14 protein-coding genes and 1 pseudogene are annotated in these 20,516 nt (G+C 43.2%); 12 read left to right on the top strand and 3 right to left on the bottom strand.

What is annotated here, in order from left to right:
* Window positions 1-128 precede the first annotated feature (128 nt).
* The 5 genes and pseudogenes from Q0V21_RS32935 (at window position 129) to Q0V21_RS33025 (ending at window position 5,668) form a co-directional block, all read left to right on the top strand.
* Window positions 129-374: an IS110 family transposase gene (locus tag Q0V21_RS32935; protein WP_367620550.1), complete on the top strand. Its 246-nt coding sequence runs from the start codon at window positions 129-131 to the stop codon at window positions 372-374.
* 550 nt (window positions 375-924) lie between these two features.
* Complete coding sequence (locus tag Q0V21_RS23640; protein ID WP_079350470.1) at window positions 925-2,382, top strand: spore germination protein; 1,458 nt, start codon at window positions 925-927, stop codon at window positions 2,380-2,382.
* Complete coding sequence (locus Q0V21_RS23635) at window positions 2,379-3,494, top strand: GerAB/ArcD/ProY family transporter (protein ID WP_301880855.1); 1,116 nt, start codon at window positions 2,379-2,381, stop codon at window positions 3,492-3,494. The genes Q0V21_RS23640 and Q0V21_RS23635 overlap by 4 nt, the downstream gene beginning before the upstream one ends.
* 2 nt (window positions 3,495-3,496) lie before the next feature.
* Complete coding sequence (locus Q0V21_RS23630) at window positions 3,497-4,588, top strand: Ger(x)C family spore germination protein (protein WP_079350468.1); 1,092 nt, start codon at window positions 3,497-3,499, stop codon at window positions 4,586-4,588.
* A 124-nt stretch (window positions 4,589-4,712) separates the two neighbouring features.
* Window positions 4,713-5,668 (top strand): annotated as a pseudogene (locus Q0V21_RS33025) (IS30 family transposase).
* Between the two features lie 457 nt (window positions 5,669-6,125).
* Here Q0V21_RS33025 and Q0V21_RS23610 read toward each other — a convergent pair.
* On the bottom strand, window positions 6,126-7,001 hold the full coding sequence (locus tag Q0V21_RS23610) for a GNAT family N-acetyltransferase (protein ID WP_079350466.1): 876 nt from the start codon (window positions 6,999-7,001) through the stop codon (window positions 6,126-6,128).
* Window positions 7,002-7,793: 792 nt separating this feature from the next.
* Here Q0V21_RS23610 and Q0V21_RS23605 point away from each other — a divergent pair.
* Entirely contained in the window at window positions 7,794-12,248 is a 4,455-nt protein-coding gene (locus Q0V21_RS23605) for an endo-1,4-beta-xylanase (RefSeq protein WP_301880853.1), read from the top strand.
* Between the two features lie 201 nt (window positions 12,249-12,449).
* Here Q0V21_RS23605 and Q0V21_RS23600 read toward each other — a convergent pair whose 3' ends face one another.
* Window positions 12,450-12,656, bottom strand: a complete 207-nt coding sequence (locus Q0V21_RS23600; RefSeq protein ID WP_301880852.1) for a DUF2536 family protein — start codon at window positions 12,654-12,656, stop codon at window positions 12,450-12,452.
* Between the two features lie 441 nt (window positions 12,657-13,097).
* Between Q0V21_RS23600 and Q0V21_RS23595 the strand changes: the two genes are divergently transcribed.
* From Q0V21_RS23595 to Q0V21_RS23575, 5 genes are all read left to right on the top strand, one after another.
* Window positions 13,098-14,090, top strand: a complete 993-nt coding sequence (locus Q0V21_RS23595; RefSeq protein WP_301880851.1) for a tRNA dihydrouridine synthase — start codon at window positions 13,098-13,100, stop codon at window positions 14,088-14,090.
* Between the two features lie 352 nt (window positions 14,091-14,442).
* Window positions 14,443-15,012: an SF0329 family protein gene (locus Q0V21_RS23590; RefSeq protein ID WP_301880850.1), complete on the top strand. Its 570-nt coding sequence runs from the start codon at window positions 14,443-14,445 to the stop codon at window positions 15,010-15,012.
* A gap of 113 nt (window positions 15,013-15,125) precedes the next feature.
* Window positions 15,126-16,286 (top strand): cobalamin-independent methionine synthase II family protein, encoded by a 1,161-nt coding sequence (locus Q0V21_RS23585; RefSeq protein WP_301880849.1) that lies wholly within the window; start codon window positions 15,126-15,128, stop codon window positions 16,284-16,286.
* 279 nt (window positions 16,287-16,565) lie between these two features.
* The gene (locus Q0V21_RS23580; RefSeq protein WP_301880848.1) at window positions 16,566-17,273 is read left to right on the top strand and encodes a DUF7832 domain-containing protein; all 708 of its coding nucleotides are present in this window, start codon (window positions 16,566-16,568) and stop codon (window positions 17,271-17,273) included.
* A gap of 244 nt (window positions 17,274-17,517) precedes the next feature.
* Window positions 17,518-18,225 (top strand): DNA alkylation repair protein, encoded by a 708-nt coding sequence (locus Q0V21_RS23575; protein WP_079350459.1) that lies wholly within the window; start codon window positions 17,518-17,520, stop codon window positions 18,223-18,225.
* A gap of 81 nt (window positions 18,226-18,306) precedes the next feature.
* Here the strand turns inward: Q0V21_RS23575 and Q0V21_RS23570 are convergent, their stop codons facing one another.
* A complete protein-coding gene (locus tag Q0V21_RS23570) occupies window positions 18,307-18,876 on the bottom strand; it encodes a TetR/AcrR family transcriptional regulator (RefSeq protein ID WP_079350458.1) in 570 nt (189 codons plus the stop codon).
* A 235-nt stretch (window positions 18,877-19,111) separates the two neighbouring features.
* Between Q0V21_RS23570 and lpdA the strand changes: the two genes are divergently transcribed.
* Complete coding sequence (gene lpdA / locus Q0V21_RS23565; protein WP_301880847.1) at window positions 19,112-20,515, top strand: dihydrolipoyl dehydrogenase; 1,404 nt, start codon at window positions 19,112-19,114, stop codon at window positions 20,513-20,515.
* Window position 20,516: the final 1 nt, after the last annotated feature.

Raw genomic sequence — 20,516 nt, 5'->3', positions numbered from 1 at the left:
GCGGTATGGACATTCATAAGGACAATATTACTGTATGCATTCTAACGTCTGAAGGAAAGGAGATCTGAACGTTTTCAACGAAAACGGTGTAACTATTACGATTCATCGATTGACAGAAGTGTTCTAACATTGCGATGGAAAGCACAGGAGTATTTTGGAAACCCATCATCAACCTACTTGAAGCTGAAGGTATTGAATTTTTAGTGGTGAATGCCCAGCGTATGAAGGCATTGCCTGAACGTAAAACGGATATCAGGGATTCAAAGAGGATCGTCAAACTTCTCCGTCATGGACTACATAAAAGCAAGCTTCATTCCAAACCGAAATCAACGGGAACTTCGAGAACTTGTTTGGTATCGCCGCAGCATCATTGAAGAGAGAGCTAGACAATACGATCGCATTCAGAAGGTGTAAGAAGGTGCGAACATTAAACTTGGCTCCGTTGTCTCGAATATTATGGATGTTTCCTCTCATAAAATGCTTCCATTGCTGACTTTGAAGATGATCCCGAAAAACTAGCGAACTACGCAAGACGCACCCTGAAGCGAAAAAAAAGAACTCGAACTGGCTCTTTAATGCACCCCCATCAACGTCTGACGGTAAAAACCATTTTAACTCACATTGATTTCTTGAGTGAGCAAGTTGAAGCGCTCGATAAGGAAGCTGCTACGCGGGTAGAATCGTTTCATGAAGATGTTGAACGTTTAGATTCAATCCCTGGCATAGCAACTCGAATGGCTGAGCAAATCCTAGCGTAAATCGGGATGGATATCAAGAAACAGTTTCCTAGTGAAGCACATCTATGCTCTTGGGCAATCAAACCCGAAACGTTATGCGATTTGAAATACAAATATTTCCGGTCGTATGACTTTTTCGATTACAGGGCAAGATAAAACCAATGATTACTTTAAAGGATGAGAAACTATGGTTGAAAAATACGACCCTCAAATGAAAAATCATCAAATTTCCACATGGCTCGATAAATTAAAACAGAAATTAAACCATATGGATGATGCCGAAGTCGTTGAGCACAGAATGGGTACCAGTGCTTCAGTTCATCTTTTATACATAAAAACGTTAATCGATCAAGAGCGTTTAAACGAGGCGATTATTCAGCCACTTCATCGATCTGCCGGCAATTCGCTTTCTTCATGCATAACCAATTCCAAAGTTTCAGAAGTTATATCGATCGAAGATGCTGAACAAAAAATAATGCAAGGATTTATTCTTCTAAACGATTCAGTCAACGATCAATGGTTAAGCGTCCAATTGGAAAATCCTCTTGGTCGGGCAGTTGAACCTTCCGAAACGGAAACGGTTATATATGGAGCGAAAGACAGCTTCAGCGAACAAATCGATAAAAACATTACAATGTTGCGCAGGCGTTTGCCTATAACGACATTAAAAACGGAAAGCTTCACTATCGGTTCACTAAGTAAAACGAAAGTTGTGTTAATGTACATAGACGGATTAACTAATCCAGAATTTGTTTCCCTTGCAAGAAAGAAAATTAAAAATGTGGATTTCGATCAATTTTTAGACTCCTCTCAGCTTGCAGCTTTTATTGAAGATCATAATCATACGGTCTTTCCGCAGTTTCTACAAACGGATCGGCCCGATTCCTGCGCCTACGCCTTAGGTGAGGGAAAGCTGACGCTATTGGTCTCCAATTCACCGTTTGCCTTAATTGCTCCCATTACTTTTTTTCATCTACTCCAATCGCCGGAAGACTACTTCCTTCGTTGGCCGGTAGCCAGTTTTTTACGTTTAATCCGGTATGGAAGTTTTATTGTTTCTTTGACGATGATTCCTTTTTATGTTGCGTTAACGACATTTCATTACCAAATGATTCCGCTGCCGATTCTTTTCGTATTATTGGAATCGAGAAGCAAATTGCCTTTTACTCCGTTTGCAGAAGGATTATTCATGATCGTAACGCTGGAAATCATCAAAGAAGCAAGTTTGCGAATGCCGACCAAAACCAGTCAAACGTTAGGGGTTATCGGTGGTATCGTCATTGGACAAGCGGCTGTAGAAGCAGGCTTTGCAAGTAAAGTATTGATTGTATTGATGGGTATATCCGCTATTGCTTTCTTTTTAGTTCCCAATTACCAAATGACAAAATCCATGGTGCTGACGCAAGTTCTTCTTCTTATCCTTGCATCGTTTCTTGGGTTGCCGGGAATCGTGATCGGGCTGATCGGGATTCTTGCACATCTCCATGGATTAACGTCATTAGGTCAACCTTATTTAGCGCCGATTGCTCCTTTTTATGGGAAGGATTGGATCGACCTCTTTATCCGCGGCCCTTTAATTTGGATGAAAACGCGTCCGAAATACCTAAAACCACTGCGGAAATCGCGGAAGGAGATGAAGAAGTGAAGAGTTTATCTTTATACAATCGAACTTCCACCCTTGGCGGCATCTATTTCCTTTTCTTAGTGAATCGCATGCAAATGCATTATTTTATTTTAATCATGCCGGTTTATTTGGTTCATTCGTATATGGTTTGGGGAATTGTCGTGATGGGGCTGCTGTCCCAACTTAATTTGATGATGATGTCCAAATGGTTTACTTCCAGTTATGCAGCGAAAGGCTATCAAGGATTTTTACAGCTTTTCGGGAAACGGGCGGTTCAAGTTTTCGCAATACTTGGTTTTTTGATAATATTGTTAAAAATTTCAATCATCACACTGGGATACGTTGAAATGCTCCATAGTTTTATTTATCCATCAATGAATAAAAAATGGCTGATCCTAATGATTCTTTTGATCAGCTTATTTGTGGCTTCACATGGAATGGAGAACACATTGCGTTTTGTCATCATCGCCTTTCTTTGCGGGGCTTGGATCGCAATCGTGTTTATTCCTTTTTTCTTTCCGTCGATTGCAAATTACCGCGATTTGTATCCTCTCATACCCACCGAATGGTCAGGACAATCATGGCAGGGTTTGTTGTTTATTTGGTCGGCATTTTCCGGTCCAGTATATTTGATCTTTATGGTTCCATGGTTAAGCTCCAATAAAAAAATATCGAAATATCTGGTCATTGGAAACATGATGACGATCATGGAATATTCATTATTGTTCATTGCTTCGGTATTGTTTTACGGTTCGAACTTCTTAAGCAAGATCAATTTTCCGATAGGATATATGGGAAGCTACATTCAAACTAGCGGTTTAGAACGAATCGATTACATCCTTATCTCTTTCCATATGTTTAATTATGTGTTTGACATTTCAATTCTTCTGTTGTGTTTTTATGGAGCCGGAAGAGTCTTTATGAAAAAAATGAACGAACGTACGACTCGGATCGGATTATTGTCGAGTTGGTTCGTTATTTTGATAAGCATCATCATAATGGATCAATGGTTATGGCAAACGGTTCCGGGTCAAAAGATATTACTGAACATTCAAATCTGGCTCGGCGCATTCATTTATTTACTTGTTCCTACGATCCTTTTCACTGTGATTAAACGAAAGGAGAGTATGTAGGCATGGTACCATACAAGCATTATGGTTTGTTGGCGATTGTAAGCCTTATGTGGATGGCCGGTTGTTCTTCTCCATATGTCGAGAACAATATGATCGAAGAGATCGCTCCGGTCGTTTTCTGGTCGGTTGACAAGGGGACGGAAGGAAAGTTTAAAATCAGCACTTTAGTACCACCACTCATCAAAGAAAAAAAACGCTTTCTCTCCAAGGAAGTCGATCTGTTAAAGCAGGGAGGCAAGGATTTTAATTTAATTTATTATCGGGAATTAAAGCAGGGGCAGCTGCGAATGTTATTAATCAATGAGGAGCTGGCAAAAAAAGGAGGCATTGAAAAGCTGATCAATACGATATTGGTTGATCCCGATATTTCAATGCGTGTCTATTTATTGATTGTCAGAGGCGATTTTGATGAATACATAAAAAATCAATTGACGAAGCAAGAAAACCAAGATTATTTTCTTTATCGGATGTTAAAGCATTACGAGGAGCATAACCAAGGTGAAATGAGCATCGTCAATATTCATCAATTTATGAAGATGTTATATTCCCCTCTTAAGGATCCGATCCTGCCGGTTTTTCATTCGGATAAGAACAATTTCAATTACGTAGGGACGGCCTTCTTCCAAAAAGATAAAGAAGTAATGGTCACTCAAGAAGTAAGCGATGAAATTTTTCAACTTCTGGATAACGATCATTTCTTAAAAGTCTTGGCCATTCCCAAATTATCTATCAGTTTAGGACGTATTCGATCCAATATTCGTATGAAACTATCGACGGACTATTCATCCTTGTCTTTACATGTGGGATTGAAAGGAAGAATTGAGGAATACCAGGGAGAAAAGAATATTCAAAGTGAGGAACAATTGGAACATTTAATTCATGAGATTGAGGTCTACCTTGAGGAACAAACGTCAGAATTATTAAAAAGTATGCAACGGTTGAAAGTGGATCCCTTAGGGGTCGGAACACATTCGCTTAAGCCGTTTTCTAAACAAATAACGGAAGAGCAATGGTTGAAATATTGGGGAAATATGAAAATTAATGTTGACTACGACATCAAAATACATCCTTTAATAATGGAGCGGTCGATGTGATTTAAAACAAGACGGATTGTAATATGAAGTGCGACACCTACTGAAAATAAATAAAAAATGGCCCATGGCCGGATTCGTGTAGAATGAAGCTTCCTACACCACATTCACACAAGGAGAATCCACCATGAGCTACGCACATCTTAGCATAATTGAGCGCAGTAAGCTAGAAATCCTCCACCAACAGGGGAAAAGTGCACGAGCCATCGCCCGTGATTTAGGTAGGCATCATGCCACCATTTGCCGAGAACTCCGTCGAAACGAAACGCAGAAGTCCTATCGTGCCGAGCGATCTCAGGAAAGCTATGTCCAGCGATGTAAGTCCTCCGTCCCTGCCGGAAAATGGACACCGCAGCAGTCGGTCCTTATTGAAGAAAGGTTTCGAGCCACGTAGTCTCCCGAGCAGATCGTAGAACGACTCCGTCAAGAGGGACACCCTGTGGTCTGCTTTAAAACCATCTATCGCTGGCTATATACAGCCAGTTTGGTGAAAGGGATGCTTTGCCGTCCTAAGTCACAAAGGTAAACGGCAGAAGCCTGCGGAGACACGCGTGAAGTTCGCTGTGGGTAAGACCATCTCTCAGCGTCCGAAAGAGGTTCGTTCTCGGAAACCTTAGGTCATTGGGAACTCGATACGGTCGTCTCGGGCCGTGGGAAAAGCAAGGGATGTTTAGCTACGTCATCGAATGCAGGACCCGCCTATATACCGCCATTCACATGCCTGACCGTACAGCTTTGTCTATGGAAATTGCTTTTGGTGTAGCAGCTTCGCAGTACCCTGCCGGTGCATTTCAAACCGCTACTGCAGATCGTGGCAAGGAGTTCGCCTGTTACACTAGCCTGGAAACCGCTCATAGCCTACAGGTCTATTTCGCAGATCCGAATTCTTCCTGGCAACGCGGCTCGAATGAGAATGCCAATGGCCTCTTGCGAGAGTTTTTCCCCAAGGGGACAGATTTCGCACAAATCACGAATGAAGCTTTGGAGACCGCTCTGCGCTTGATTAACCACAGACCATGAAAATGCTTGGGTTGGAGAACCCCTCACGAATCCTTTGCAGAGGAGCTGTCGCACTTAGCTTGACAATCCGTCGTAAGTTAAGCCTAGTTCTCTTCGAACGCAAACAGCAATTTCGTAACGTGCTTCAAAGCAATACCGTCCTTTCTGAATTCGATCGCAGTGTATTCGAAAGTGTCATTAAAAAAGTTATAACAGGAGAACAGGAAGACGGTAGCGTGGAGCCGTATCAATTAACCTGTGTATTCAAAACCGGCTTAAAGAGCAGTATTCAAGGTATGAGCGGAATGAAAAGCCCAAAAAAAAGCTGGCAGTGGAAGAGAGGAGTGAGGCATGTCCCCATATCCCTTACAATACATGTGGAGAGCGTGGCGATGTTGGTTAGGAATGACTGATGTTCGAGATGAATTAGCATATACAGTAAAGGAGCGGGTCACTCCCGCTCCTTTCTTGTTTGACTTATAGGCGACATAGAGGCAATTGTTGCTAAGGGGGATGACCAAAAAGTCCGCCTGTCCTAGCATTAAGCTATGGATGTAATAGGATGTTTTACGTGTGCGGGATAGAAATTTTCACCATTTGTTCTTACAAATAAGCCACCTTCAGAGATAGTGCTTTTTATATTGATACCATTATAATCTGGAGTGAAGTGGAACGTTATTTTCTCGATATCCTTACCTGCAATCTTAGTCAGAACATCTTGAATGTTGACTTCCTTTAAGCTGATCATATCAAAGAGGTCCATGTGATTGTTTTCATTCTTATAGATTGCAATAACGTTCTCGTTTTCCAAGTAATAAATATCATCACTAAACACGTTCAGGCAATAATACATTAATATTCCTTGAGTACAATCAGTTCCAAAACGTTGAGAAACGGGCAATCTTCCTGATGCTAATGTGTAAATTAACCGTAGATCATCTGCTTGACTTACATCTAGTTTTCTAATGTCTGTATGCTCCAATTGGCTTGGTGTAAAGTCCATTGAAAATAGATGCTCTTCTACGGCTTTAAACCCAAACTTGGGATAAAAATCAAAAACCGTATCGTTGGCAAAGAGATACATGAAATCAACCTTGTTCTCATATTCCTCTAAAACCTTGTCCATTAAACTTGTAGATAATCCTCTTTTTCGATATTCAGGATGTGTCATTACTGTTCCGATTTGTATCGCTTTTTTCTTCTCTCCGTTAATAATGAACTCAAGAATGTTTACTGAAACATTTGCAATTACCTTATCTCCTTCAACAAATGAAAAAGGAATGTATCGTTCGCTCCAAAACCCTTGTTGATACCAATTTTCAAAATTTAAGCCAAAAGTGTTGGTAGCAAGTTCGAAAAAACTCTTTCTAAGTGCTTCATTGTTTTTATAATCCTTCATAAATATAAGTTCTTGCATTGTAGTTCCCCCTTAATTCTCAAAAGCGACTGTCTTTATATTAATGGTATTATCGGAGTACTTAAACAGGTATATCAAGCATCAAATTCAGGGAACGATAGGATACCTGACACCTGTTCAATATCGTCGAGTGGTGATAATTTACAGTACATGTGGATTTTATTTGTTTAATAGAAATTTATCGTGATAGTGAACATAACAATGTTGTGACGAGTATCGATTTCAAAATATTCTGAGAAACCACTGGAAAACATCTAAGGCGTTCAGATTCCATGTGTACTATATTGAGGATCTTCAAAAGTATGGCGTAATAATTGAATCGTATTATGTCTACTAACATCACTAAACAATAAAGAAGCTGAACATCTTGTTCAGCTTCTTTATTGTTGAACGAAAGGTTTGATACTTTAAATATGTGTATGTAAAACTGGTATGTAGATTCTGTGGGCCCTTAGAGGACAAACTTGATGATGTTGACTTAAGTGAAGAGGGGATCTTTTGTGATTGCTGCGACGGATTTATCTGTTTCTTTTCTAGTAATGAACAACGTTTCAACTTATATAGATTCTCGAATTTATCCGTCGCGGCCTGATCAGCAGAAATGAAGCGCATGTCCATACCATTATCAGACTTGGCATAGTTCTGTAAAAAACTAAGATTCCCCTTTAATTTGGAGTAAGATTTCTCTTCCATGAAGTGGTATTATCTGGGGTGAAAGGAGGCTGGTAACAGAAAATTATGTAAGCGCTTTATATGTTTAATAAAAAATTTGGTGTGGGGGGAATGCTTCGAATGAGGAAATCATTTAAGCAGGTCGTTTCCGGGTTACTCGCAGCGGCTCTGCTTCTTCCGGGTGGCTTGATAGCTCCGGCAGTTAGCGCTGCGGATCTAGCGGCAACTAATTCACAAATTGTGTATCAGGAAACATTCCAGAATGGTCAAGGCAAGGTAACTCCATCAGGTGGTGCCCAGTTGAGCACTGTAACAGGCAAGCCGTTTGAAGGCAATGATGATGGAGCAGCTTTAAAAGTTAGTAACCGATCTAATAACTGGGATGGCGTGGACCTCGCTTTTGATGACCTTGGTTTGTCAGTTGGCAAAGAGTATTCTGTAACCGCTTCCGTTTATGTCGATACGGATGCTAACCCGCCTGCAGCTGGGAAAGCAGTACTGGAGATTGTATCTAATAAGGGCGTTACTGACTCAGAGGGATACAAGGAAATTAGCTCTTCCGACTTTATAGCGGGACAAGGCATTATGCTATCTGCCCCTCTTACCGTGACGAGTGTGGACAAGACAGCTCTGCGGATTAAATCGAGTGATGCAGGGAAAGCTGTCCAATTCTATATCGGGAATATCACGATTACCCAAGCAGAAGCACCTGCAGAGCCTACTATAGTCCTTAACCAAAGTTTTGAAGACGGCAGTACCGATGGATGGGGCAAGCTGGGTTGGGGATCGAGCGGGGATACCGCGGTCGTTGATAACTTAGCCTCCGAAGGTACGAAATCTCTGAAGTTCTTCAACCGGGCCGATGAGAAGGCCGTTCCTGCTCTCGAACTTACTGGCAAGATGAAATCGGACCGTAAGTATGATATTTCTCTCAAGGTTAGACTCGGTTCAGGTGAAGGCCAGTTCCATCTGGCATCCAAAATAAATTCTGAAATATTAGCGGAGGACCAGAAGTATCCTTGGCTTATAGGGAACAAGTTTGTAAACGCTTCCGAATGGACTTTATTTGAAACCAAAGGTTACGAAGTACCTTCTAAAACGAATGGGGTCATCATCTATGTTGAACCATCGGGCAATACGTTAACCTCGGATATTTACATTGATGAAGTTATCATCACCGATGTGACCCCTGATCAAACTGAACCGGAGGTTGTAGATAAAACGGGCATCTCTGCGGATTTTGAGAATGGTCTGGATGGATTCAAAGCACGGAACGGCCGTGAAACGGTAGTCCTTTCCCAAGACGATAATCGTACATCTGGCGGCAAGCAAAGCTTGCTTGTGACGACTACGACACAATATGATGCAGCCTTGGTTGATGCTACAGGCAAAATGGCGAAGAATCACGAATATGAGCTGTCTGCATGGGTGAAAATGGCTCCTGGTGAAGCACCTACAACCCTTCGTATTAGTGTTCAATATGCGGACAGCGGCTTTGCAAACGTTTCACCAAATGCAACCGTTACCGATCAGGAATGGGTACACTTAACGGGTAAGTACACGCTCACCACAACTCCAAGCGTACTCAATGCTTATATTGAAACAGCAAATAATGACGGTGGCAACCGTACCTTTTTCTTGGATGACTTTGCTCTAAAATATGTCGGACCTGTAGCTGCCGCACCTCCGATTCAAGAAAATCTTCCTAATATCAAGGATATTTATGAGGATGATTTCCTGATTGGGAATATTGTTAATCCGTCTACATTTGATGAGACTCGGCTCAAGCTTCTGAAGAAACATCACAATGTCGTCACGTTTGAGAATGACATGAAGCCGGATTATGCATATGACACGAACAGACAATTTGATTTCACCGCAGAAGATGCTCTTGTCCAAAGAGTACAGGATGCAGGTCTTGATTTGCACGGTCACGTGCTCGTATGGCATGCGCAATCACCTACCTGGCTTCATACGGCAGTGAGTGGTGAACCATTGAGCCGTGAGGTAGCTCTGACGAATCTAAGAACACATGTTAAAACGGTCGTTGAGCACTTTGGTGACCAAGTCATTTCCTGGGATGTTGTCAACGAAGCCATGAACGATAACCCGCAAAATCCGGAAGACTGGAAAAATGCATTGCGTAACTCCGGCTGGTTACAGGCCATCGGCCCTGACTTTCTTGAGGAGGCATTCCTCGCAGCCAAAGAAGTCATTGATGAAAACGGCTGGGATATCAAGCTTTACTACAATGACTATAACGATGACAACCAAAATAAAGCTACAGCCATCTACAGTATGGTTAAAGAGATCAATGAGAAGTACGCCGCAAATCACCCTGGCGAGAAACTGATTGACGGCATCGGCATGCAAGCCCACTATAATTTGGGCACGAGATTGGACAATGTTAAGATGTCGCTCGAGCGTTTTATATCCTTGGGTATAGAAGTCAGTGTCACCGAGTTGGACATTATGGCAGGCACCAATTCTACAATCACTGAAAAAGAAGCCAAACAACAGGCCTATCTGTATGCCCAATTGATGGATCTCTATAAGAAGAACAGCGAGCATATTTCTCGTGTCACCTTCTGGGGATTAAATGACAGCACCAGCTGGAGAGCCGAGCAGAATCCAACCTTGTTCGATAAAAATTTTCAAGCCAAAGAGGCATTCTACGCGGTCGTTGATCCTGAAAAGTACATGGCGGAAAATCCGCCTGAAGAGCTTGAATACAAGCGCTCAGGCGCTTACTATGGGACACCAGCTATTGATGGCTCCGTAGACAGCGTATGGAGCCAAGCTCCTGAAATGAAACTGGATACGAAGCAAATGGCATGGTCAGGTGCTACAGGAACAGCAAAAGCACTCTGGGATGACGACAATCTGTATGTGTTGGTTCAAGTCAGAGACGATCAACTGAACAAGTCCAACCCGAATGTATGGGAGCAGGATTCCGTCGAAGTATTTGTCGATGAAAATAACGGAAAAACGGCTAACTTCCAAGACGATGATGGACAATACAGAGTGAACTTCGAGAACGTAGCTTCCTTTAATCCAGCGGAAATCGCTGCAGGCTTCGACTCCAAAGTCTCTGTTTCCGGTACCAACTACACAGTTGAAATGAAGATTCCGTTCAAGAAGGTTAAGCCTGCGAACAATGCCAAAATTGGCTTTGATGCGCAGATTAATGACGCCAAAGACGGCAACAGAATCAGCGTGAACGCATGGAATGATCCATCCGGTCAAGGTTACCAGGATACTTCCGTATTCGGTGAATTGACGCTGACTGGCAAACCTTCTTCAGGCGGAAATAATGGCGGAGGCAACAGTGGTGGAGGTAACAACAGCGGGGGTAACAGTGGCGGATCGAACTCAGGAACTACGCCGCAGCCACAGCCTCAACCACAGCTTCCGGGCAACGACTCAGTAATTGTACCGGTAATAAAAGTCGAAAATGGAACAGCCACAGCAACCATTTCAAGCGACAGCCTGAATAAAGCGATTGAAAAAGCTTCTCCAGGTGCAAATGGCAAAAAGCAGGTTACCATCGAAGTGCCGAAGCAAGCCAATGCCCAATCCTATGTGGTGCAGCTGCCGACTTCCAGCCTGCAAAGCAACAATAATGTTGAGTTTGTGCTTAAGACGGAGAATGCAACACTTCAAATTCCGTCCAACATGCTTTCTAATATTACGGAGCAAGCCGATCAAGTCTCTATTCAGATTAACAAAGTCTCAGCAGATCGCTTGAGCGCAGATGTTCGCGCTATCGTAGGCAGCCGTCCGGTGATCGATCTAAGCGTAAAAGCTGGTGACCGTGTCCTTGCCTGGAACAACCCAGCGGCACCTGTAACGGTATCTGTTCCGTACACGCCTGCTGCACAGGAGCTTGTCAATGCACATCAGATCGTTATTCTTTACATTGACAATCAAGGACAGGCAACAGCCTTGCCAAGCGGACGCTATGATGCTAAAACCGGCTCGATGGTGTTTAAAACAACTCATTTCAGCACCTATGCTGTAGCCTACGTAACCAAGTCATTTGCCGATGTGCAGCATGTCCTGTGGGCAAAACAAGCAGTCGAAGCGATGGCTGCACGCGATATTATTAAAGGAATCTCTGAGGATAGCTTCGCTCCTGCAGCTTCTATCACGAGAGCAGACTTTATCACCTTGCTTGTCAGAGCACTTGAGTTGAAGGGCTCAGGCACGAACGGGGCAGCCTTCAGCGATGTACAGCCAACCGCTCACTATGCACAGGCCGTGGCTTTTGCCAAAGAACTTGGAATTGCCTCTGGATTCGAAGACAACACATTCAAACCAGACAGCAGCATTTCTCGTCAAGACATGATGGTTCTTACGGCAAAAGCCCTGAAAGCAGCTGGTAAGCATTCTGCCGGCATTGGAAATCTAGCTCCTTATTCCGATGCTGCAAGCATTTCCACTTACGCGATGGATAGCGTAGCTTCCCTTGTAGGAAGCGGAATTGTCAACGGCAAAGATGGCAAAATTGCACCAGCTGAACCATTGACCCGCGTCGAAGCAGCGATGATTCTGTACCGAATCTGGGAAATGTAAATGTAAATTCAAATGAGTAAGCTGATTAAAAAAAACTACCCCCGTATGTTATTTAGACGGGGGTAGTTCTACTTTTTTTATATCTAATGGCACGGCGTTGGGGAGAATGTAGATACCATCTTTGGCGGAATCTCCATGGGTTCCGTAACGACCGGGTATACTTTTATAAATTTACGCTAGTAAAGTAAAAAAACTCGTCCATCACTCTGCGGCAAAATGCACAACTGCACTATATAACATCTTGTTGCGAAGTGGGTCGAAAGTCACTTGATGCTGAACATGCTTCACTCGAAGCAGCAATGCCTTGTTCATTCCGATTCGTTCTTCGATCGCTCGTTCCAGTTCACGGAAGTCATAAGCCTGCAGGCATTCGACTTTGTCTTTGAGCATATCCAGTGTAATTTCCATATTTAATCCAGGCCTCCTCCAAATCACGATTTGCAGGTTTAAAGCCTGCCGAGCTTCATTTTAGAGGAGCTTCTCCTGTTCGGCAAGAGCAATCTCAAAAAATTAACGATGGAGGAAGCTTATTTTCTATTATAAAGACCGAAACGAGAAAGTTAAGTTGTGTTTCTATTGTTCTACTGATGAACTCGTGCTGAAAATTACATAAATACGTGATAAAATCGGGAAAGGTGAATTCCGAAGATTTATTGGAAGCAATAACATAAACTGATGTTTGAACGAAGTTACATTTGTATGGTACAAGTGAAGAAGCAGCAAGGACATCAAAATGTAAATTGCAACCAAACTGCTAATGTAAATGAAGAACATACAGATGCATGAGTTACGGATTTTACTATTAATAAGGACATTAGACTGTCCTCGAAGGTATAGAGGGGTTTAGAGATGACAAAGGAAAACTTTTGGCGTGATTTACCACGACCATTTTTTATACTTGCACCCATGGAAGATGTAACGGATGTTGTATTTCGACATGTCGTAAGTGAAGCGGGCAGACCGGATGTGTTTTTTACCGAGTTTGCGAATACAGAGAGTTATTGTCACCCGGAGGGGAACAAAAGTGTGCGTGGGCGTTTGACTTTTACGGAGGATGAACAGCCCATTGTGGCGCATATTTGGGGAGACAAGCCTGAATTTTTCCGTGAGATGAGTATCGGGATGGCGAAGGAAGGCTTTAAAGGCATCGATATCAATATGGGTTGTCCTGTAGCGAATGTAGCACAGAATGGGAAAGGAAGCGGGCTGATCTGTCGTCCCGAAATCGCAGCGGAGATCATTCAGGCGGCTAAAGCCGGAGGACTGCCTGTCAGCGTCAAAACACGTCTCGGATTCACAGCTGTAGACGAATGGCGCGACTGGTTGACTCATATTTTGCAGCAGGACATTGTGAATCTGTCCATTCACCTTCGGACGAGAGAGGAAATGAGCAAAGTAGACGCTCACTGGGAACTGATTCCGGAGATTAAGAAACTTCGTGATGAGATAGCACCAGATACACTGCTGACCATTAATGGGGATATCCCTGACCGTGAGACCGGCTTGAGGCTCGTTGAGCAATATGGCGTAGATGGCATTATGATTGGACGCGGTATTTTCCAAAATCCGTATGCTTTTGAGAAGGAGCCGAAGGAACACAGTAGTGATGAATTGCTTGATCTGCTGCGGCTGCACCTGGACCTGTATGATCAATATTCAGAGCTTGAACCGCGTGCGTTCAGCCCACTGGCCCGCTTCTTCAAAATATATGTCCGTGGATTTCGAGGGGCTAGTGAACTCAGAAACAGTTTAATGAACGCTAAGTCAACAAGTGAAGTGCGTACGTTGCTCGATGAATTTAGAAGCAAGGATCATGATGAGACAGAGGAAAACGGAAATTAAGTTCCAGGTTGGAGAAACAACAGACGAGAGGCAAAGCTTTTTTTTCTCAGAATGCTCAAGCTATGGCAATAAAAAATGACGTTAGTTTCCTCATGTAGCCATGTGTTTTTTTGAGTGGGATTAGGCGATTTAGGAAAATAACATTTTGGAAAACATGGCCGACTTGGCTATGTTTTTTCTTTTGAAGACAATAGACACTTATCGAACAGAAACCACGTCAACAACATATTATTTTTCTTGGAAATGATGCTTGGTTCGCTCCATTATGGAGGATAAGTGCTGGTTACTGTATGATGGATCATAGATAGGCTGCCCGATAGGGTGGTTATGAATATCGAACAAGGAGAAACTTATGTCTTGGAGCAAATTGAAGCAACAACTGGAGAGTTTCCTCAGTCCTGCGTTAGTTGGAAGAGTTGAGTACCGGGCAACCAGCTATCGCTATTCACCTGATAAATCAGGCAACTGTTACATTACTGTAGATAAAAAGAACATACTCAACATGAGTGACATCACTGGCTTAATCAGATGGTATCAAACGGAGCAGGAGATCAAGAACGACCCGGAGATCGTTATTCCTGTGACCGATGAAGAGATTGAAGCCGTCCGAAAAGATACCAAAGGGACCGTTCCGGAGGATCGTCTTCAAGTCATAGCAAGAAGCAGAAAAAGCTCCGTACTTGCTAAGGAGCTATTGTTGGCACAGGCTGCACTCAGTAAATCGAATTTTACCGTTGTAGCGACTACGTTTTTATCTACTTCGATAGAGGATAATCTGGAGAGCAACGATATCTTGTTTAATATTCTGGCTTTGGTAGACAGACGTCTTGGAAAAAAGCGAATCCTTAATATGTCCGAGTCGATTAAAATGAAGCATCCGGCTGTGCAGTATTTTTATGAATTAAGGCGTAGTACATTGTGAGATGGATATGAATCGCTATAGCTTTTAACTATAACCAGTTATGGTATTTAAGTATCTCAGCTAGCCTCGTTCTACATGATATGATAATGGTATACAACGAGGGGGTTTTTAACATGACTGATAAGTTCCAGATCGTAGGTAGTTTGTTGCGGCCCGAAGAGCTGCTGACATATAAAACACAAATTGAACATCGTGATGATATCCAATATCCATTCTATGAAAGCTTCGAAGGTTATGAGAAATGCGAGACGGAGGCAATCCAACAGGTTGTTAAGAAGGAGATCGAGCATGACCTGTCGATTATTACAGATGGCGAGTTTTCCAAATCGATGTGGCATCTGGATTTTGTGTGGGGCTTTGGTGGCGTTGAGCGTTATATTGCAGACCATGGCTATTTTTTCCGTGATGTGGATGGATCTTCAAAATACGAAACACGTAAAGATATTGGCCTGCGCATCACTGGGGAATTGAGCGGTAAAAATCATCATTTCATTCAACTGTTCAAACAGCTGCAAGACACGGCGGGTGACCAGCAAACGAAACTTTGCGTTCCGTCGCCATCCCATATCTTTGGTGAACTTTCCTGGTCGGATAATATTGGCGGTACGGATGCTGTTTATCAGAACATTCAAGAGCTCAAAGAGGGTCTTGTGAAGGCGTATAAGGAATTTGTCGAAGAATTTGCTGCGGTAGGCGGTAAAATCCTGCAATTTGATGATTGCCTGTGGGAGCTTTTTGCAGACGACAACCCGAACTCTCCGTTTACAGGGGAGCATATTAATCAAGAAGAAGTACAAGGTCTCGCTACCGAATTTATTGATATTAATAATACTGTGATTGACTTCGGTCATAGCCTGGGCTTGAAAATGTGGACACACAATTGCCGCGGCAACTATGATTCTCGCAACATGGGCGGTGGATCTTACGCGAAAATCGCTAACCTGTTCCTGAAGCAATTGAAATATGATCGCTTCTTCCTGGAATGGGATGATGATCGCGCGGGTTCTATCGAAGCATTGGAAGTTTTCAAGGACAGACCTGAAACGGAAATTGTATTAGGTTTGTTGTCATCCAAAACCAACACACTTGATGATGAAGCTCGTGTGATCCGGTTGCTTGACGAAGCCTCCAAAATTATTGATAAGGATCGTCTGTTGCTTTCGCACCAATGCGGCTTTGCATCCTGTGATGGCGGTAACGAGCTAAGCGAAGCCGAGCAATGGGCAAAGATCGATCAAGGCCAAAAGATTGCCAAGCAGTACTGGGAAAACTAAATTTCGAATAGCAGCATCTTGAACTAAAAGGGATGCCTCGTAGCGCCAGCAATGGACCTGCGAGGCATCTCTATTTTTTTATACAGCGGTCTTGTCCCAATATATCGTACTTTCTTCCTCAACGCTGTGGATCTTCTCAAATCGTAATGGATAAATCTCGCATTAGACTGAGTTTTATAGAGTAACTCATGTTAGTCGTTCATAATTTTGATATCATAGGGGTGGACGCTAATCACCCGAAATATGTGGAGTTGTTAGCATTATTGGTGAGGTGAGAAGATGGAGAAGATCGAGCTTGTATTGATCAAACCAGGAAAGACGTTTACCGATTATCGACATTTGATCATTACGGAAGCAACAGAGGTATGCATTCTTAATATCATTAAAGGCCGATTATATCCCGATAAGAAGACGATGAATCCGACATACGAACCCTATCCTACCAAGCAGGAAACCGTTGATCGACTGAATGAACTGGCTAATGAACTGAGAACTAAAGGTTTTGTGGAGGCGCAGAGAGAGGTTTTGTTTCAGATCCCGGAAAAAGAAATATATGTGTATGACAAAGCGAAGTGGCATTATGAGGCAGACTTTCCAAAAGAACTGGACAGCACTCAAGCCTATGTTCCAACGGGCATGTTCATCACGTGGTTAATCAAAAACGATATGATTGGCAAACGAAGTGCTAAAAACGATGCATCAGATATCGAGCTTGTGAAACGGAATGAAATGACGGGTGCTCAGTTCTATCGCAAGAACTGGGATGGTGTGCTCAGCTCGAAGGAATTGTCGGATGAAGCGGATACCTTTGCGCGTGAATACCTGGATATCCATAAAGACCTATACACGGCTGTTGATTTCACTAATATATTGGCAGTTGGATTGCCAACGATCTACCATGTGCAAGATTCCATGGAGAACTATCACATCATTGAGCCGATGATTACTGAACGTTATCGGGAATGGAAAAGTCGTCAAAGACTGTAAACCAAGGATGTTAACAAGGAAAATAACTATCAATAATGGGCCACTGCTCTTCAGAGTAGTGGTTATTTGTGTACAAACGATATGTTGGAATGGGAGTGAATTTAGTGGAATCTGGATGTATAGCGTGACAACAGGCTGTGATACAATGAAAATGAAATTGTTGTACGGATCATCTCGCAAGCTGTATTCCCTCTAAACGGCAAATTAGAAATATATATGTCCTATGAAAAAGGAGTTTTGCACAATGAATTTGGAAGAGGTTATGCAAGAACTTGAAGCACTCGGGAAAGAACGAACAAAGAAAATATACATGTCGAATGGTGCACATGAACCACTTTTTGGAGTAGCAACCGGGGCGATGAAACCAATTGCGAAGAAAATAAAAAAGGATCAACCTTTGGCTGAGCTGCTTTACGCTACGGGGAACTATGATGCCATGTACTTTGCTGGTGTGATTGCCGATCCCGAAGCGATGACAGAAGCTGATTTTGACCGTTGGATCGATGCCGCTTATTTTTACATGATCTCTGACTTCATCGTTTCCGTCACGTTGTCGGAGACGGATATTGCCCAAACGGTTTCGGACAAGTGGATTGCGAGCGGGGATGATTTGAAAATGTCAGCAGGCTGGAGCTGTTATTGCTGGTTACTCGGAAGCCGGAAGGATGCTGAGTTTTCCGAAAGTAAGCTGAACGATATGCTTAAACAGGTAGAGCAAACGATTCACGAATCACCTGAACGCACCAAGTATTCGATGAACAACTTCCTGTACACCGTCGCGACATCCTATCAACCGCTGCACGATCAGGCAGTGGAGACGGCCAAGGCTGTGGGACCTGTTGAATTGAACAAGGACAAGCCTAAGAGCAAGCTGCTGAATGCCTCTGCGAATATTCAACAGGCAGTGGAAAAAGGGCGTACTGGATTCAAGCGTAAATATGTAAGGTGCTAATTTGAATAGTTGTCGGGTAAAACGATTTGCACAAAAGTTTACAGAAAACACGCCACTATGGACGTGTTTTTTTTATGTTTTCTAATCTTTCATAACCATATCTTTGGCTTGCTGCCTGCCCGCCGCGAGAAAACTGTCGCTTAGTTCAGGATCATTAACAGAGCGTGCAAGAACAAGGGAGCCGACCAATGTACTGAACAGTGCGCGAGCTTTGGACATGTCCATATCTGCTAAATTGGAGATAAAAGTGACCATCCGCTCCAGTTCATGAGTGAATACCTGCCGGACCTCTTCGGAAGAGCGGGATATTTCGCCGGAAAGGGCAGGGAAAATACAGCTCATTTCCGTTTTGTCGCGGTGATAGGGACTGAGATAATAATCGATGACTGTATTAATTTTGGGGGTCTGCTCTTCCTGATCCGCGACTTTCTGAAGAAGTGCTATGGTATCACTAATGGCATATTCACAGGCTTCGGCGACCAGTTGTTCCTTGTTGTCAAAGTGTGAATAAAACCCTCCATGAGTCAATCCGGCTCCCTTCATAATGAACGGCACACTGACGTCCTGGATACCATTGGTGCGAAAAGCCCGAGCAGCACTCTCCACAATTTTACCTCGTACTTTTATTTTATGGCCTTTGGGATAGGGCATTATCATTCACTCCATAGCTTCATCATTCTATAGAAATTGAATGTTTACGTTAAGATCAATTTCTATACTTTTAAAATATTATAGTCATCATAATAAAGCCTGTCAATTTGGCGACTGGATGTCTGTTGAATTACAAAAGGGCAAATACGGTTGTTGACGGTCTTAAAATATGATGGTTATAATATATTACGATCATCATATTTTAAATCGACTTCAATTTAGGAGGTATCGGGATATGAGTAAGCTTGAATCTGTAGATACGTTAGTTATTGGATCTGGTCCAGGAGGCTATGTGGCAGCGCTTCGTTCCGTGCAACTGGGGATGAAAACGGCAATTGTCGAACGTAAACAGCTTGGTGGAGTATGTACGCATGTAGGTTGCATACCATCCAAAGCCTTAATTGCGGAATCACATCGTTATGATTTGTTCAAACAGTTCAATCCAGTTGACGCGGCAGCGACATTTAAGAATGCACAGCATTTTAAACAGGGGGTTGTGAATAAACAGGCAGGTGGCGTCCACTATTTGTTAAAGAATGCGGGTGTGACCATTCTCGAAGGAGAGGCCAGTCTGGTGGATGAACATACAGCGCTGATCCAGCAAGCTGGACAGGACCATAGCATTTCTTTTGAAAACCTCATACTGGCAACTGGATCTCGTCCGATTGAGCTGCCAGCGTTTCCGGTTGGAGGACGTATCTTGTCTTCCACAGAAGCACTGTCTCTGGCGGAGGTGCCGAGTAGTCTGGTTGTTATTGGCGGAGGTTATATCGGTGTGGAGCTTGGGCAGATGTATGCCAAATTTGGAACAAAGGTAACGATTCTGGAGGGAGGAGCACAAGTATTGCCCGGATTTGAGCCGGAACTTGCAGCCCCTGTAGTCAAACAATTGAAGGCGGATGGTATCCAGATCGTACCCGGAGCGATTGCTGAAAAGGTGGAGCAGAATGCCGATTCCATTACACTGTATTATTCGAAAAATCAGGAGCAGCACCAGGTTACTGCGGAATATGTATTGGTCACGATCGGCAGGAAACCCAATACAGATGGCCAGTTAGGACTGGAGCGAATGGGCTTGCCAGTGACCAGCAAAGGGCTGGTTGAAACGGATGAACAGTGCAGAACAATGATCCCCCATATCTATGCTATTGGAGATATTACAGCCGGTCCGGCACTCGCTCATAAGGCATCCTATGAAGCCAAAGTAGCGGCAGAGGCCATTGCTGGCCTTACCTCCAAAGTGGATTACAAGGTGATTCCGCTGGTTGTCTTTTCTGATCCGGAGCTATCCAGTGTTGGAGTAACTGAAACCGAAGCGAAAGCACAAGCCATTCCGGTGGTTATTGGAAAATCGTCTTTTGGGATCAACGGTAGAGCATTGGCATTAAGGGAAACCGAAGGATTTGTAAAAATTGTAGCTGATCCGACCTCGGGAATCGTCATTGGTGCACAAATCGTTGGCGTGGAGGCATCCACACTGATATCGGAGCTTGCACTCGCAATTGAGATGGGTGCAACCGTGGAAGACTTGGCTATGACGATTCATCCTCATCCCACTCTGGGCGAAGTGATTATGGAGGCTGCCGAGAATGCGGTCACTAAAATGATAATGAAAAGCAAACATGCGCAGCAAAGTTAAC

The sequence above is a fragment of the Paenibacillus sp. 11B genome, from assembly GCF_030487755.1.
Taxonomy (GTDB): domain Bacteria; phylum Bacillota; class Bacilli; order Paenibacillales; family Paenibacillaceae; genus Paenibacillus; species Paenibacillus vandeheii.
Note: the sequence above shows the minus strand (reverse complement) of the source record. Positions and strands in the feature narration are given on the sequence as shown.

Excerpts from the sequence above, each read along its gene's own strand:
- Q0V21_RS23600 (WP_301880852.1), bottom strand. The coding sequence starts at position 12,656 with ATGGAAATTACACTGGATATGCTCAAAGACAAAGTCGAATGCCTGCAG.
- Q0V21_RS23605 (WP_301880853.1), top strand. The coding sequence starts at position 7,794 with ATGAGGAAATCATTTAAGCAGGTCGTTTCCGGGTTACTCGCAGCGGCT.
- Q0V21_RS23585 (WP_301880849.1), top strand. The coding sequence starts at position 15,126 with ATGACTGATAAGTTCCAGATCGTAGGTAGTTTGTTGCGGCCCGAAGAG.
- Q0V21_RS23575 (WP_079350459.1), top strand. The coding sequence starts at position 17,518 with ATGAATTTGGAAGAGGTTATGCAAGAACTTGAAGCACTCGGGAAAGAA.
- Q0V21_RS23570 (WP_079350458.1), bottom strand. The coding sequence starts at position 18,876 with ATGCCCTATCCCAAAGGCCATAAAATAAAAGTACGAGGTAAAATTGTG.
- Q0V21_RS23640 (WP_079350470.1), top strand. The coding sequence starts at position 925 with ATGGTTGAAAAATACGACCCTCAAATGAAAAATCATCAAATTTCCACA.
- Q0V21_RS23630 (WP_079350468.1), top strand. The coding sequence starts at position 3,497 with ATGGTACCATACAAGCATTATGGTTTGTTGGCGATTGTAAGCCTTATG.
- Q0V21_RS23610 (WP_079350466.1), bottom strand. The coding sequence starts at position 7,001 with ATGCAAGAACTTATATTTATGAAGGATTATAAAAACAATGAAGCACTT.
- Q0V21_RS23590 (WP_301880850.1), top strand. The coding sequence starts at position 14,443 with ATGTCTTGGAGCAAATTGAAGCAACAACTGGAGAGTTTCCTCAGTCCT.
- Q0V21_RS23595 (WP_301880851.1), top strand. The coding sequence starts at position 13,098 with ATGACAAAGGAAAACTTTTGGCGTGATTTACCACGACCATTTTTTATA.
- Q0V21_RS23580 (WP_301880848.1), top strand. The coding sequence starts at position 16,566 with ATGGAGAAGATCGAGCTTGTATTGATCAAACCAGGAAAGACGTTTACC.
- lpdA (WP_301880847.1), top strand. The coding sequence starts at position 19,112 with ATGAGTAAGCTTGAATCTGTAGATACGTTAGTTATTGGATCTGGTCCA.